Genomic DNA, 15075 nt, shown 5'->3' with positions numbered 1-15075 from the left:
GTATTGGATTACGACATGAAACAATTTTGGTGTTCTTCCTTTTTAAACTATGGTAATCTATGGTAAAACATGGGTGTACATGCTCTTTTTCTGGATAGAAAAATTCCTTTGCTTTTAAATTTGGTTTTTAGAAAGGGGAATCCACGATGAAACCATCGCCTCAGGTCTCCCATTCAACGAAGCAAGCAGAAAATAAGGATTCCGATCTTGTCAACAAAAGTGAAACTCCAATAAACGAGAGTAAACCACCGTCAAATCTAACCGATGAACAGATAAATCATTTGCAACAGACAATCGGCAATCATGCTGTAATGAAGCTGATGAAACAGCAAGCCGGAAAATCAGAGAACAGCTCCTCCCCTGTCAATCAGTTGATAAACAAGGATATTGCTTTAGTTGCAGCTGTTAAGGAGGGTAAGTTTGCAGTAGTACAAGAAATCCTCCAAAACTATTCTGATGATGTAACCGACAACTATTTGACATCAGTAATTAGTTACGTGAGCAATCATCTTAACTTAATCGATTTGTTGCTGAAAATAATTGTTAATCGGAATCTATTGATGATTGTTGCACCGAAAAACAAGGTTATTTTAGCCTTTCGATGTATTGAAGCGGATCGTGAAGATATGCTGACGGAGCTATTGAAAAGCGGTGTGGATTTAAACGCGAAGTTGGGAATGAACACCATGCTTAGCCACGCAATATATGAGAGCAGCATAGGGATGGTTAAGGCATTGATTGACGCTGGAGCCGATGTTAACGGACCTGGCTTTCTTGATCAACTGCCCTTATATGAAGCAGCGGGCGAAGGGAAGCTCGAGCTTGTCAAATTATTGGTGATCCATGGCGCTAAGATAGACGCTGTTTCTGGAACCGATGGTCATTCAGGTTCTGCACTAATAAACGCTGCGTTAGAAGGCCATATCGATGTCGTTGAATATTTATTATCCATGCATGCCAATCCGAACCTCGCCTACCTGTCGTCGAATGGGGGCAATGAAACGGATACGGATACGGATAGTGAACAGAATGATGAAGACGTTGATGTGCAAGATTTCGAAATTTCCGACGATGGTCAATTCGAAGAAAGCAAAGAAGAGTTGGCTGTCCCTCAAATCACGGAATCTAACGGACAAAATGATGAAGATACGGAGTACCCGGAAATACCGAAGATGCAATGGAGGACAGCATTGGATGCGGCAGCTGACCGTAAGTATACCGACGTAGTAGAATTGCTGCTAGGCCATCCTGTCGAGAGTAGAACCATCGTCAAAAAATTAGATTTCACCACGTTGAACAGCAGCAATGCCGTGACGTTAGGAACGGCCATTCGCCGCAGCGTGAAAGAAGGCCACCAGAATGTACTGAAGCAGTCAAAACAACTCATTTCTGAACTTACATGGGATAACGAGGAAGAAACCGCATCGAACGTGGCTCACATGCTTGGTTGCCTAACGGAACAGAAGGATGCGTTTCGGGATTTTCTAGCACTAGTTCCTGAACAAAATGTTGTCGCCGTCGGTAAGGTATACGTTGAGCTTCACAAGCATGCAAAAGCCAAAAGCTTAGAGATGAGCCTGAAACAGTTTCTACAGGAAAATGGGCATGGGGATTTAGTGGGGTTATTTGAATCCTCCGACACGATGTACGAGATTGAAAATCTTGGCGATGGAAAGGCCGTTCGCAAGCCTAAAATACGCGAAGAACTATTGGAAGATAAATCACTAAAGTTGATTACCACTTTACAGAAAATCATCGGCGGCCGTCATGCGATTAAAAAAGTAAAAAAACATGTAGGCATTGATTTAGTCGAAGCCTCCGAACGCAATGCAGCCTACGGAGAACGAAGCGCAGCTAAAGAGCTGCACGACCACCCTGAGCTTCAACAGTTGAGAGCGGAGTTCTTCAAGCTAGCGCAGCAGATACCTTATTACATGAAGCATGCCTTAACCGATCCTGCTATTTATGATGTTATTATGCAAGATGGAAGTCTTATGTCGCAGGATCGCGTACAAAATGTCAAAGGGATCAAAAGCAAAGGGTTGAATACCGAGTCCGACCAAGCGAACCAATCGCATTATTATAATTATCACAGTACGGGCACAATCAAGGACAAGCTTCCAACGCCAAAATCGCTGAATAGCACCACCAATCCAGAATTTATTATGAACGTGGATGATTTCATGGAAGCCGAGCCGCTCCATGCAAAGCATTTGGTCGTGAAGGGCGAGGACTGGGGGGCGCAGCACGAACGTACGATTGAGCTAGATTCAGATATGAAAATCATGATCGAGTTCGAAAGCGGCAAACCTGAAAAGGTACACACGCAGGATTCGAAAATTCACTATACCTATAGCGATAAGTCGAGCGGCGAAATAAAAAAATATTCTTTTAACCTTTCGGATGAAGTAGCGGTAGGGAAAAACTTCAAAAAAGCCACAGCTAGCTTCATTATGCGTCATTTCGATCAATTGCCGGAAAAGGCGCAGCTGCAGATCTTGGAACCGCTGAAGCAGGCGAAGGAACTAAACATACCAATGGAGCAGGAATTAAAGTCCAAGCAGGCTGTAGCCAACATTTTTCAAAAGTTTTATTTCATGGAAGCTTCCATTGGAGGATCATTGCCACTGGATATCCGCTATATGGACACCATTCGCAAACCCCACGATTCTAATCAGCAATCGGAGAATGTCACCATGAAGTTGGCGGAGTTGAAGAAAAGCATAATAGAAGGAGATTTGCTGGCAGTTGAGAACTTTTTCATGGAACATCCTGAAGCGGCAAAAGTGCCTTTTATTGTGAAGAGTGCACTTGATATTGCGAGAAACAGCGAAAAATCAGAGATCGTTGAGCTGCTGAATGTGATGTATACCAACAATATCGTTCCGCATAAAGGCATTGCCGTTATTCCAAGAGAAGTGACGGATATCAATTTGCTGCAAAAGCTTATTTTGGAAAACAAGAGCGAATATACGACGGCGCTTCTTTCCAAGGATGAGCTTACATTAAAAACCAGGCTGAACCATAACCGCCGTGCTGATGGCACGCATTCCGCCGCAATTACCGCACTAGCGGGGGCTTTGGGCAATACGCACTATGTGGATAAAGACAGCCTCGAAATGTCCATGGACGAACTGGACCCGTTATCTGATTTCAAAGTAATGCTTGACGGTCAGGAACATGCTCCGGATTCCCCTCAAGGGCACGGATCATTTAACAATGTAAAGGAAGTTCGGGATGCGCTGCTCAAGCATGAAATGGAAACGCTGCTCACTTCTGCACAGAACGAAGACTTTTTCTTAAAGAATGGAGCGATCCATCCCGTTACTGGTAAAGGGGCTACAGAGAGCTCTGTACTCAATAATAAGAATAAGCTCCAGGAATACAGTATCGAGGTAAGAACGATTGATGAAGATTACGTTCAAATTAAAGTTAATGATCAATCAAACGAGAAGGATAAGCTCGAACTTGTTTCAAGCACATTGTCACGGTCATTGAACTTGGATAAACAGCATTGCGAGGCATCGGGCAACACTTTAACAATTAAAGTGCCTGTGCGGGAATTGCTTCAGCGAATGCTGAGCGCCAAGATTAATTATCAGGGCGTTGTCCCGTTTGACGAGGACGGCAATATGCTGTTAGCCGAGCGGCAAGGCGAAGGGCGCGGGATGATGGGATTAAGCACAAGCGGTGGACATAACTCGAACAATTATCATCCATTCTCAGGGGCAATGACGGAACTAGAGGAGGAAAACGCACTAAAGCTGAAAAAGGATTATCCGCTTAGTGATGATTTGATGGTTTCCCGAACGGGAACGTACCAGGATGTCGCGGTGATTGCTCTGCCTTATGATGCTTACGAGCCGATGGAGGAAGGCAAAAAACACCAACAGCTTTATAATGAGAGGCATTATCCCAAGAAGCTGACTGTACCGTTCAAAGCAGAAGAAAGTGAGTTTGCTTTGTTTAGTGAAGAAATTCTAGCCCACCATGAAATGCGCGGAAGGAAATTTCGCGAAGTGATGCCGCTTGAGGATATTTTAAGATGGGAACAGGTTCAATTGCAGAATCAGTTATCGAAAACAATGTTTAGTAATATTCACGTATCGATAGACTCAACCTGCAAGTTGGAAACTTTGGTGAACAATATGTCCTATATGGTGAAATATAAGGTTCCTCAAGCCCATTTTGGACAAATCACATTCAAGCTCACGCCTAATTCTAACGATGATTCCGAAATAATGGAGACATTGATTAATCTCCTGAAGAAGGCTACCATGGACTTGATTATCGTGCATCAAGAAGAAGTCAGTCTGACGGTAGACCATCTTAATCCACTCAAAATAACCGAAATCATAAAGCGAAGTTAATTTTTAAATAAGATGCAAATATTCCAGCTTTTTCTCCAATTCAGTGCTTGCTATTCCAACATGGTGAGAAGATTGGTTGAATTAGCCCCGGTCAGTAGTCCGGGGCTTATTTTACCCTCTGTACATCTTCAAATAAGTTCGAGAAAGTAACTATCATTATCCATTACCAATAGAACCATTGTTACACTTATAATTCTTTTGTCATAAAGACGCTGTAGGGGTCTTCGGTGTAATTCGCAAACGGACTACATTGTTCAAATCCAAATTGTTTATATAATTTTATAGCTGGTTCGAAAGACGCCATGGATCCGGTCTCCAAGCTTAATCGCCGATAGCCTCTCCGTTTGGATTCCTCAATAATATGGGCGAGCATATTTGATGCGACGCCCTTCCTTAGATACTTGGTAGAAGTACGCATGGACTTAATTTCACCATGTTGTTTATCCAATTCTTTAATAGCGCCACAGCCCAAAAGCTCGTTTTGTTCCCAAATGCTGAAGAAAGTAATTTCAGGCGATGTTAATTCATCCAAATTTAATGCATGCACACTCTCAGGAGGAGAATTTTCAAACATGTTCTGTAGATGCTCCTTGATCAATGCTATGATTTCGGTTCCTGTTAAATCATCGATTTTTATATCCATACGATTCACTCCCAATGCTTTCTTCAATAATTCAATACAGTTCAAGCATACACAAAATTATTATTGTTGTAAATGCAATGAAAATAGAGTTCTCGGATGAGTGGATGAAGGAGATGCTTTATTGAAAAGAGAGAAGGGGATTTCATAAAAAGAGTAATAAACGAGTGTACTGATCATAGAAATCAAAAAAAGAACCTGATTCATTCATCAGGTTCTTTCATATTGCATATAAAAATACACGATGATATAATAAGGACGCGATTAAATTAATGTGTTTAGACATAAATTATCTATCTTATATATTTAATTTATCACGCCGGTACGTTTTTGTCAAACCTTTTTTCAGTTTTATAATAAGGAGCGATGTTAAATGAATACTTTGGTTATCGGTTTTCAAGAAATGGATAAAACGCAGCTTTCGCTCGTCGGCGGAAAAGGGTTGAATTTAGGGACGTTATCTAAAATTAAAGGAATAGCAGTTCCCGAAGGATTTTGTGTTACGACTGTAGGATATCAAAAAGCCATTGAACAAAATGAAACGTATCATGCTTTGTTGGTTCAATTATCCATGCTAAAAGTAAAAGATCGAGATCAAATTAATGAAATCAGCCAAAAGATTCGACAACTCATTATGAATATAGAGATTCCTTCAGATGTTATGGAAGCAGTTACTCATTATCTCTCACACGTTGGCCATGAACATGCTTATGCCGTGCGGTCTAGTGCAACTGCTGAAGATCTGCCACATGCCTCTTTTGCTGGCCAACAAGACACATACTTAAACATCCTTGGCCACGAAGCAATCATGCAGCATATTAGCAAATGTTGGGCATCTCTATTTACGGATCGAGCAGTCATTTACCGGATGCAAAATGGATTTGACCACAGGGAAGTTTTTATCTCCGTAATCATTCAAAGGATGGTTTTCCCACAGGCTTCTGGAATTTTATTTACTGCTGATCCGATTACGTCTAACCGAAAGCTGTTATCCATCGATGCTAGTTTTGGACTTGGAGAAGCACTGGTCTCTGGTTTGGTCTCTGCTGATAGTTATAAAGTTCAGGATGAGGTCATCGTCAGTAAGATAATCGCAACCAAAAAATTAGCTATCTACGGACTAAAAGAAGGCGGAACAGAGATTCAGCAAATCAATCCCCCACAGCAAAAGGCTCAAACGCTCACCGAACAACAAATTTTACAGCTTGCACGAATGGGTAGACAGATCGAAGCTTATTTTGGCTGCCCGCAAGATATCGAATGGTGTCTAGTCGATCATTCATTTTATATTGTCCAAAGTCGGCCAATCACGACATTATATCCGATTCCGGAAGCGAATGATCAAGATAATCACGTTTATTTATCTGTGGGTCATCAACAAATGATGACCGACCCCATCACACCTCTGGGGTTATCTTTCTACTTATTAATAACTCCTGCACCTATGCGTAAAGCCGGTGGAAGGTTGTTTGTTGATGTTACGCCTATGCTGGCTTCGCCTACCAACAGAGTAATGTTATTTGATAACGTGGGACAATCCGATCCGCTCATAAAAGACGCACTCACGACCGTTTTAGAGAGAGGAGATTTTATTAAATCGTTACCGGATGACGAAAAAGCACCGAAGCGCAGCAGAGGCAATACAACAAAGTTGGCGCAAGTCGAAATCGATCCTTCAATCGTTACTGATTTAATTAAGAGTAATCAAACATCGATAGAGAAATTAAAACAAAATATCCAAACGAAATCAGGATCGGATTTAATTGATTTTATTCAAGAAGACATCCTTGAATTAAAGAAGCTTTTATTTGACCCGCAAAGTACAAGCGTATTTATGGCTGCTATGAATGCCTCATCGTGGATCAATGAAAAAATGAACGAGTGGCTTGGTGAAAAAAACGCAGCAGACAAGCTTTCTCAATCCGTACCAAACAATATTACTTCGGAAATGGGATTGGCGCTATTGGATGTTGCAGATAAGATTCGTCCTTATCCAGAAGTCATTGATTATTTACAGCAAGTTAAAGATGATCGTTTTCTGGATGAACTCGTTAAGTTTGACGGCGGACAAGAATCGAAGGACGCGATCAATGCTTATCTTCATAAATACGGTATGCGATGTGCTGGAGAAATCGATATCTCTAAAGCACGTTGGTCCGAAAAACCGCTTACGCTTGTCCCGATGATTCTAGGTAACATTAAAAACCTTGAGCCTAATACCGGCAAACGTAAATTTGAGCAGGGGCGGCAGGAAGCGTTAGAAAAAGAACAAGAGTTATTGCATCGATTAAATCAACTGCCAGGCGGTGTACAAAAAGCAGAAGAGACCAAACGGATGATCAGCATCATACGAACGTACATCGGATATCGTGAGTATCCCAAATACGGTATGATTAATCGCTACTTCGTTTATAAACAGGCTTTACTGAGAGAAGCCGAACAACTCGTACATGCGGGCATCATTCATGACAGAGAAGATATTTACTATCTCTCGTTTGATGAACTTCGTGATGTCGTACGCACGAATATATTGGATAACCAAATCATCAACAGACGAAAAAGCGAGTACAAATTATTCGAAAAATTAACTCCTCCACGCGTTATGACGTCCGATGGTGAGATCATCGCCGGGAAGTACGCACGAGAAAATCTTCCAGCCGACGCTATTGTAGGGCTACCTGTTTCCGCCGGCGTGGTTGAGGGACGCGCACGTGTCATCTTAAGTATGGAAGATACAGATCTAGAAGATGGAGATATTTTAATAACCTCCTTTACAGATCCAGGCTGGACACCATTGTTTGTATCCATTAAAGGACTAGTCACCGAAGTGGGCGGACTGATGACTCATGGAGCAGTGATCGCGCGAGAATATGGTCTGCCAGCAGTTGTTGGAGTGGAGAATGCTACCAAGCTAATAAAAGATGGGCAGCGAATTCGAGTACATGGAACAGATGGCTATATCGAAATATTGTAATGAATGAATATTAAATCTTCTATCAAAATTTGATTTCTTTATATGTACCTCAAAATGCAGCAGCCGAAGGGCTGCTTTTTTTTGTCAAGCGACTTTATAGGTTGCCCATACGAATATCGTTTTGACGTTGGGATATAGCCAAATAAGTTTTTTGATATGGACTTATCTTCTATTGTGACGAACATTTGAATCCAAAAGTCAAAAATTCGTCTGTTTCGTATATTTTTAATTATATAGTGTGTACTAATTAATAATTGTGTTGTATTATATGGGTGAGAGGCGTCAAATGATAATCACATTAAACGAAGAGTCATGAATTACCCCCATGGCTTGAATGCTCCTTGGCGCATTTTGCAAGAAATTAAACGGTCTTCAGGAGGCGGAGTACTAATGGAATACCAAAGCGTTGAAATGAACGGCAGTAACAAAAAGAAAGACGGTTTGGAGCTTGGTTACGTAATTTGTAAAAGATGCGACTCGTTAATCGCGACTCTTCCAACAAATCGCGTAAAGCGTTTCTATGGTGAATGCTCTGAAGGCTGCAAAAGCGAAATTGAAGGAGCGAGAGAATTTGACTAGTGCAAAATGGGTTTTTGATTTTAACGAGGGTGACGGCAAAATGCGTTCGCTGCTAGGAGGCAAAGGGGCAAACCTTGCAGAGATGACTAGAGCCGGTATGCCTGTTCCGCCAGGATTTACGATAACGACAGAAGCTTGTTTACGATTTTTCAATCGCGGATATAAGATCGATGATTTATTAAAAGATCAACTATTTGAAGCGTTGGGAAGATTAGAGAAGCAAAAAGGACAACGGTTGGGTGATCCCCTTTCCCCGTTGCTAGTATCGGTTCGTTCAGGCTCAGTGACCTCTATGCCCGGTATGATGGACACCATTCTAAATTTAGGATTGAATGATGAAACGGTTCGAGGACTTGCCGCCATAACGAAAAATCCTCGATTTGCTTACGATTGCTATAGAAGGTTAATTCAAATGTTTGGCAACGTCGTATTTGGCATCGGACATCATTTTTTTGAATATCAGCTCACAGCGCTTCTCCGGGAAGAAGGGCTTGATCATGAACAAGACCTAACGGAAGCGGCATTACGACAGATCGTCGACCGGTATAAGAAATGTGTGATCGAGCAGGCTGGACGGCCTTTTCCTCAAGATCCACACGAACAATTGCTGCTTGCGATTGAAGCGGTGTTCAAGTCTTGGCACAATCCTAGAGCAAAATACTATCGGAAAATAAACCACATATCAGATAAGCAAGGGACGGCTGTTACTATTCAAAACATGGTTTTTGGAAATACAGGCGAAACGAGCGGAACCGGCGTGCTTTTCTCCAGAAATCCTTCTACTGGCGCTAACGAATTATATGGCGAGTTTCTCTTTAACGCGCAAGGCGAAGATGTGGTAGCCGGAATTAGAACCCCTCTTCCCATCCTTCGATTAGAAGCAGCCATGCCTGAAGCATTTGAACAGCTAGTCGAAGTCGCTAAACGTCTAGAACGGCATTTTAAAGATATGCAAGATATCGAGTTTACGATTGAGCAGGGTAAGCTGTACATACTCCAAACTAGAAGCGGTAAACGAAATGCCCAAGCGGCTGTAAGATTAGCAGTAGAATTCGTGCACGAACAAGTGATAACGAAGGAAGAGGCCATCCTGCGGATTGAGCCCTCACATCTCGATCAACTCCTGCACAGAGGTTTAAATGAATCCCAAATTCAAAATGTTTTAGCTGTTGGTTTGGCAGCTTCTCCGGGAGCGTCGACAGGCCAACTTGTATTCGATACCGACCAAGCCGTGGCATGGAGCAAAGCCGGTAAAAAAGTGATTCTGGCAAGACAGGAAACGACTCCCGAGGATATCCAAGGCATGCTCGTTTCGGAAGGGGTGTTAACCAGCAGAGGAGGATTGACAAGCCATGCAGCGGTAGTGGCTCGCGGAATGGGGAAGTCTTGTGTGTGCGGATGCGAGGCTGTCCGAATTGATCCGGTAACCAAGGCGATGTATGTTGCTTCTTCAGTTATCCATGAAGGAGATTGGATTACACTGGACGGCGGTACAGGCCGAATTATCGAAGGCAAAGTATCCTTGCATGAAGCGGAAATGTCGATCGAGCTTGAAGAAATACTTCGTTGGAGCGATGAAATTCGAAAGTTAAAGGTATTAGCTAATGCAGATACTCCCCATGATGCAGCCGTGGCCAGGAAACTTGGAGCTGAAGGGATCGGCTTATGCCGAACAGAGCATATGTTCTTTTCACCCTTTAGGCTGCCGGTAGTGCAGCGGATGATACTTGCGGATTCAATTGATGAACGAAAGGCGGTACTGGAAGAAATTCTCCCGATGCAGCTATCCGATTTTCTTGAACTGTTCAAGGAGATGTCAGGGCTTCCCGTGACGATTCGGCTATTGGATCCACCGCTTCATGAATTTTTGCCTAATCTCGATGAACTACGCGAACAAATGCTCCAGCTAGAGCGTGAAGAACAGTTAGCTGTACTTACTGAAGATAAAGAGGCATCACGGCTGAAACAACAACAGTTAAGCGCATTCATTCTGAAGACGGAGGCATTGCAAGAAAAAAATCCTATGCTGGGACAGCGCGGATGCAGAGTCGGCATCGTATATCCGGAAATCTATGATATGCAGATCGAAGCTATATTCAAGGCATTCTCCCGTTGTTTGGACGAAGGGGTAGAAGTCATCCCTGAACTAATGATTCCATTGGTAGGAGATGTGGCTGAATTAAGAGCGATGCGGGAACTCGTTGATAAAGTAGCGCTGCAAGTGCTTGGCAAAGAAAAAATACAGGCCTGCCCGTATAAAGTAGGTACCATGATTGAAGTGCCGCGCGCGGCATTGACGGCTAAAAAGATAGCTGCGCAAGCCGATTTCTTTTCTTTCGGCACCAATGATTTAACTCAAATGACTTATGGATACAGTCGTGATGATGCAGAGCATAAATTCCTTGCCCATTATCTTGATCATAACATTTTGCCACATAATCCTTTTGAAGTGCTGGATCACGAAGGCGTCGGACAACTGATTGAAATGGCCGTTGCTTCGGGGCGCAGCGTAAAGCCTCGTATCAAAACAGGCATCTGTGGGGAGCATGGCGGCGATCGCCAGTCCATCATGTTCTGCCATAACGCGGGTTTGGATTATGTGAGCTGCTCGCCATATCGAATTCCTTTAGCTCGAATTGCAGCAGCTCAAGCAGTTATACAGTTTAAAGATGAGAACAATGTTTTGCCTGCCGTATAACTAACTATTAATGGAGGAATACACATGGAACAAACATTTATTATGGTTAAACCGGATGGAGTCAGCAGAGGTCTTATTGGCGAAATTGTTATAAGGTTTGAGCGGAAGGGCTTCATTTTGACCGATGCCAAATTAATGACGGTACCGAAAGAGAAAGCAGAAGAACATTATTCGGATTTAAAAGAAAAACCGTTTTTTCAGGAATTGGTGGATTTTATTTCTGTCGGTCCAGTATTCGCTATGGTTTGGGAAGGCAGAAATGCCGTAAAACAATCAAGAGTTTTGATTGGTGCAACAAATCCTGTTGACGCTGATGTAGGAACGATTCGGGGAGACTTTGCGACCGACATTGCCAGTAATATCATTCATGGATCTGATTCCATTGAGAGTGCAGAAAGGGAGATTCAACTATTTTTTGGTAAGCAGCCGGTATTGGTATCTTGATGCATTTTAATAACAAAAACCATCGTTTTGAACAAGCTTTGTTCAAAACGATGGTTTTATTCTTTTTATCGGTTCAGATTTATAATGGCAGCAAGCATCATCTCCTGTTACAGAGTAGAAATGTCAATTACGAACCGATACCGTACATCACTTTTGAGGATACGCTCATACGATTCTCCCACTTGATCGGCATTGATCACTTCAATCATAGGGGCAATGCCGTGTTCAGCTGCAAAATCGAGCATTTCTTGTGTCTCACGAATCCCACCTACCAGCGAGCCAGCTATGCTGCGACGACCCATAATTAATGAAAATACATGAAAGTTGTCCGATTCGGAAGGTGCTCCAACATTTACAAGCGTTCCATCAATTCGAAGGAGCGACAAATACGCATCAACATCCAGATTTGCAGACACTGTGTTTAAGATTAGATCAAAACAACCTGCTAATTGTCTAAATGTATCAGAATCACTCGTCGCGTAGAAGTGATCTGCGCCAAATTTCAATGCTTCATCTTTCTTATCATTAGAGCGACTCAATACGGTTACTTCCGCACCCAAAGCATGAGCAAATTGGATGGCTACGTGCCCGAGACCGCCCATTCCCAAGATGGCAACCTTCTTGCCAGGACCAGCGTTCCAATGCTTTAGAGGAGAATATGTGGTAATACCGGCGCATAATAACGGGCTTGCTACATCCATATTCAGACTGTCTGGAATCCGGACAACGAAACCTTCCGTTACAACGATTTTTTGACTATATCCGCCATATGTTGGATTTCCATCAAAGTCTAAACTGTTATAGGTATTGATAACGCCTTTCGTGCAAAATTGCTCCTCGCCGCTCAGACAGTATTCGCATTCTCCACAGGAATCAACAAAGCAACCAACGCCTACACGGTCGCCAACAACAAATTTACTCACATCTGTTCCAACAGCTGCTACGACACCGGCGATCTCATGTCCAGGAACCATCGGGAAGATTCCGCCTCCCCACTCGCCGTATGCGCTGTGAAGATCAGAATGGCAAATGCCACTAAACTTTATATCAATTAAGATATCGTGCGGACGCAATTCTCTCCGTTCAATCGTAGTCTTTACAAATGATGCTTTTGCACTTGGAACACTCAAAACACGTGTCGTAATCTCGCCTTTGTGATTAATGCACATATAATTACACAAACCTTTCTGTCGATAAAAAAAGTTAATTGAAGATATGATCCGCATCCATCAACTTTTTTTTCATAGATTTAAAAGCTACAAGAATAGCTTAATCGTTAAAGTCAACTTTAAGGCAAGCATTTTTTGAAAAAATGATGGGCGAGAAAAGAGAGCAGTGTTCATTGCATTTCATTTTGCATATCGTTCTTCATTAACATTTTCTTCATCGTATTTCTTTTCCAATTCGTCGTAATATTCTATTTTCAATTCAATCTTGGCAAAAGCGTTATCCATATCTCTTTTTTTCTCCATCATTTTCGCTTTATGTTTCTCAAATATCAGTTTTCGTTGCAAAGCAGTTCCGTCTCCCTCTTTCGTTAGTTCCACAATTTCACGTAATTCGGAGAGAGGGATGTCCGTTTTTCGCAAACATACAATAAGTTCTAACCATAATAAATCGGAATCGTTAAAAATACGGTTACCATGTTCATCTCTTTTGATAAAAGGGAGAAGGCCCTCTTGTTCATAATATCGCAGTGTATGTGCTGGCAAACCAATCTTATCTGCTGCTTCTTTTATATGAAATTCCATAGTATCCTCCAAAATCTTATTGATAATTTTGATCCATTTCCTTAAGAATCCTATTTATTATAGACCTTAAAGTCCACTTTAATGCAACACCACTTTTTTATCTTGTGCTATAGAATATCCAGTGAGTTTCGGAGCTTAGTCTATAGGACACGGCTTAGATTAATAATTTTCACCCCGGTAATAGCGCTGCAGTTTGTTATCCAAATGAACGAGCTGCGCTTCCTTCTCCTCGATATCCTTCAGCAGCTTTTGCCTTTGATCTTGAATCAGTTTAATTCTTTCCGGCAGGGTGGAGGTTCCTTCATTTACCTTATCGTAATACTTTTTGATATCCTCCACACTCATCCCGGTTTCGCGAAGGCATTTGATAAAAACCAGCCAATTCAAATCATCATCCGAATACAGGCGGTTATTTTGATCGCTTCGCGCTGCAGGCTTCAACAACCCTTTTCTTTCATAAAAGCGGATCGCTCCAATAGCGATCTCGACTTTCTTCGCTACTTCTCCAATCGTTAACATGCTATCCCTCTTTTTAATAAATTTATAGTTGACCTACACTAAGTGTAGCATTGTATCTTATAAATTGTTAAATCATAAATAAATGAGAGAAAGAAGGATTCGCATGAAAAAGACCGCTTTTGTTACTGGAGCAAATAAAGGAATTGGATACGAAATTGTTAAGCAGTTAGGTGAAGCAGGCTGGAAAGTCATCCTTGGCGCACGCAGCGCCGAACGGGGCGAAGCTGCCGTTTCCGAGTTAACCTCCAAGGGGCTGGACATAGCATTTGTACAAATCGACATGGGTGACTTGAAAAGCATCGAACGCGCAACCAATACGATTACTAAGAATTATCAGGACTTAAATCTTCTGATCAATAATGCTGGTATGCCTGGCGCTTTCTCCAGCTCTTTTACGGAAACCAATGAAGAGGATCTGAGAAACGCCTTTGAAGTCAATTTTTTCGGTATGTTCCGTTTGAACCAGCGTTTATTTCCGTTCATCAAAGATAACGAAGGCACAATCGTCAATGTATCAACCGATATGGCTTCACTGGATCATATGAAAAACGCAGGATTTGCTTTAAACGCATTCGACTATAACTCATCCAAAACGGCCAACAATGCCATGACCGTTTCGATGGCTTATGAACTCAGAAACAAAAGAGCTCAAGTATTTGCTGTAACGCCTGGTTTCACATCAACAGATCTTAACGGCAATGCGGAAGGCGGCAAATCGAAAGAAGCCGCTGCCGCGATTATTGTAGGTTATGCGACAGATGGCAAAAATCATAATGGCGAATTCTTGGATGAGAAGGGCGTGTACGCCTGGTAATCCACAGCTGCCGTGGTCGGAGAACTAAAACATATATTCATTAAAAAGCCGCGCTTTTGCGCGGTTTTTTAATGAATATATGTTCTTGTACAACGCGAAAGACGATAAAATATATCCTTAGCTGAATTAGGGTGTGCATGATTTCGGACAAAGCTAGCCCAAAGTGGCCGAACTTGGGCTGGTTGCCAGTAAGCATCTTGCATTTTAGATAAAATTAAATTTCAGAGCAAACGTGTTGACAAACGCACTACTACGTTATACTATGTAGAGGTACTAAGTAACACGA

10 protein-coding genes are annotated in these 15075 nt (G+C 42.2%); 6 read left to right on the top strand and 4 right to left on the bottom strand.

Translation table 11 applies throughout. The annotated features are described in order from the left end of the window. The first annotated feature begins 146 nt into the window (after positions 1-146). Entirely contained in the window at positions 147-4370 is a 4224-nt protein-coding gene (locus FJQ58_RS28945; RefSeq protein ID WP_139998811.1) for an ankyrin repeat domain-containing protein, read from the top strand. A 187-nt stretch (positions 4371-4557) separates the two neighbouring features. Here FJQ58_RS28945 and FJQ58_RS28940 read toward each other — a convergent pair whose 3' ends face one another. Beyond that, a complete protein-coding gene (locus FJQ58_RS28940) occupies positions 4558-5013 on the bottom strand; it encodes a GNAT family N-acetyltransferase (RefSeq protein ID WP_139998809.1) in 456 nt (151 codons plus the stop codon). Positions 5014-5383: 370 nt separating this feature from the next. Between FJQ58_RS28940 and ppsA the strand changes: the two genes are divergently transcribed. From ppsA to ndk, 4 genes are all read left to right on the top strand, one after another. Then, entirely contained in the window at positions 5384-7984 is a 2601-nt protein-coding gene (gene ppsA, locus FJQ58_RS28935) for a phosphoenolpyruvate synthase (protein ID WP_139998807.1), read from the top strand. A gap of 390 nt (positions 7985-8374) precedes the next feature. After that, positions 8375-8563, top strand: coding sequence for a GapA-binding peptide SR1P (locus tag FJQ58_RS28930; protein WP_238404381.1), 189 nt, complete (start codon positions 8375-8377; stop codon positions 8561-8563). Beyond that, a complete protein-coding gene (ppdK, locus tag FJQ58_RS28925) occupies positions 8505-11261 on the top strand; it encodes a pyruvate, phosphate dikinase (RefSeq protein ID WP_139998805.1) in 2757 nt (918 codons plus the stop codon). Before FJQ58_RS28930 ends, ppdK begins: the two co-directional genes overlap by 59 nt. Before the next feature lie 24 nt (positions 11262-11285). Beyond that, positions 11286-11705 (top strand): nucleoside-diphosphate kinase, encoded by a 420-nt coding sequence (gene ndk / locus FJQ58_RS28920; protein WP_139998803.1) that lies wholly within the window; start codon positions 11286-11288, stop codon positions 11703-11705. Between the two features lie 107 nt (positions 11706-11812). Here ndk and FJQ58_RS28915 read toward each other — a convergent pair whose 3' ends face one another. The 3 genes from FJQ58_RS28915 to FJQ58_RS28905 form a co-directional block, all read right to left on the bottom strand. After that, the gene (locus FJQ58_RS28915; protein WP_140000192.1) at positions 11813-12874 is read right to left on the bottom strand and encodes an NAD(P)-dependent alcohol dehydrogenase; all 1062 of its coding nucleotides are present in this window, start codon (positions 12872-12874) and stop codon (positions 11813-11815) included. Between the two features lie 180 nt (positions 12875-13054). Further along, positions 13055-13456, bottom strand: a complete 402-nt coding sequence (locus FJQ58_RS28910; RefSeq protein WP_139998801.1) for a MerR family transcriptional regulator — start codon at positions 13454-13456, stop codon at positions 13055-13057. Between the two features lie 159 nt (positions 13457-13615). Continuing rightward, on the bottom strand, positions 13616-13975 hold the full coding sequence (locus FJQ58_RS28905; RefSeq protein WP_139998799.1) for a MerR family transcriptional regulator: 360 nt from the start codon (positions 13973-13975) through the stop codon (positions 13616-13618). A 103-nt stretch (positions 13976-14078) separates the two neighbouring features. Here FJQ58_RS28905 and FJQ58_RS28900 point away from each other — a divergent pair, with 103 nt between their 5' ends. After that, entirely contained in the window at positions 14079-14789 is a 711-nt protein-coding gene (locus tag FJQ58_RS28900; RefSeq protein ID WP_139998797.1) for an SDR family NAD(P)-dependent oxidoreductase, read from the top strand. The last annotated feature ends 286 nt before the right edge of the window (positions 14790-15075 follow it).

This window comes from Paenibacillus paridis (assembly GCF_006345825.1).
GTDB classification, from domain to species: Bacteria; Bacillota; Bacilli; order Paenibacillales; family Paenibacillaceae; genus Pristimantibacillus; species Pristimantibacillus paridis.
The sequence above is the reverse complement of the archived record's forward strand: the minus strand, read 5'-3'. Positions and strand labels throughout refer to the sequence as shown.

Bases quoted from the DNA above. Each gene is read 5' to 3' on its own strand.
- FJQ58_RS28915 (WP_140000192.1), bottom strand. From the start codon at position 12,874: ATGTGCATTAATCACAAAGGCGAGATTACGACACGTGTTTTGAGTGTT.
- FJQ58_RS28945 (WP_139998811.1), top strand. From the start codon at position 147: ATGAAACCATCGCCTCAGGTCTCCCATTCAACGAAGCAAGCAGAAAAT.
- FJQ58_RS28905 (WP_139998799.1), bottom strand. From the start codon at position 13,975: ATGTTAACGATTGGAGAAGTAGCGAAGAAAGTCGAGATCGCTATTGGA.
- ppsA (WP_139998807.1), top strand. From the start codon at position 5,384: ATGAATACTTTGGTTATCGGTTTTCAAGAAATGGATAAAACGCAGCTT.
- ndk (WP_139998803.1), top strand. From the start codon at position 11,286: ATGGAACAAACATTTATTATGGTTAAACCGGATGGAGTCAGCAGAGGT.
- FJQ58_RS28900 (WP_139998797.1), top strand. From the start codon at position 14,079: ATGAAAAAGACCGCTTTTGTTACTGGAGCAAATAAAGGAATTGGATAC.
- FJQ58_RS28910 (WP_139998801.1), bottom strand. From the start codon at position 13,456: ATGGAATTTCATATAAAAGAAGCAGCAGATAAGATTGGTTTGCCAGCA.
- FJQ58_RS28930 (WP_238404381.1), top strand. From the start codon at position 8,375: ATGGAATACCAAAGCGTTGAAATGAACGGCAGTAACAAAAAGAAAGAC.
- ppdK (WP_139998805.1), top strand. From the start codon at position 8,505: ATGGTGAATGCTCTGAAGGCTGCAAAAGCGAAATTGAAGGAGCGAGAG.
- FJQ58_RS28940 (WP_139998809.1), bottom strand. From the start codon at position 5,013: ATGGATATAAAAATCGATGATTTAACAGGAACCGAAATCATAGCATTG.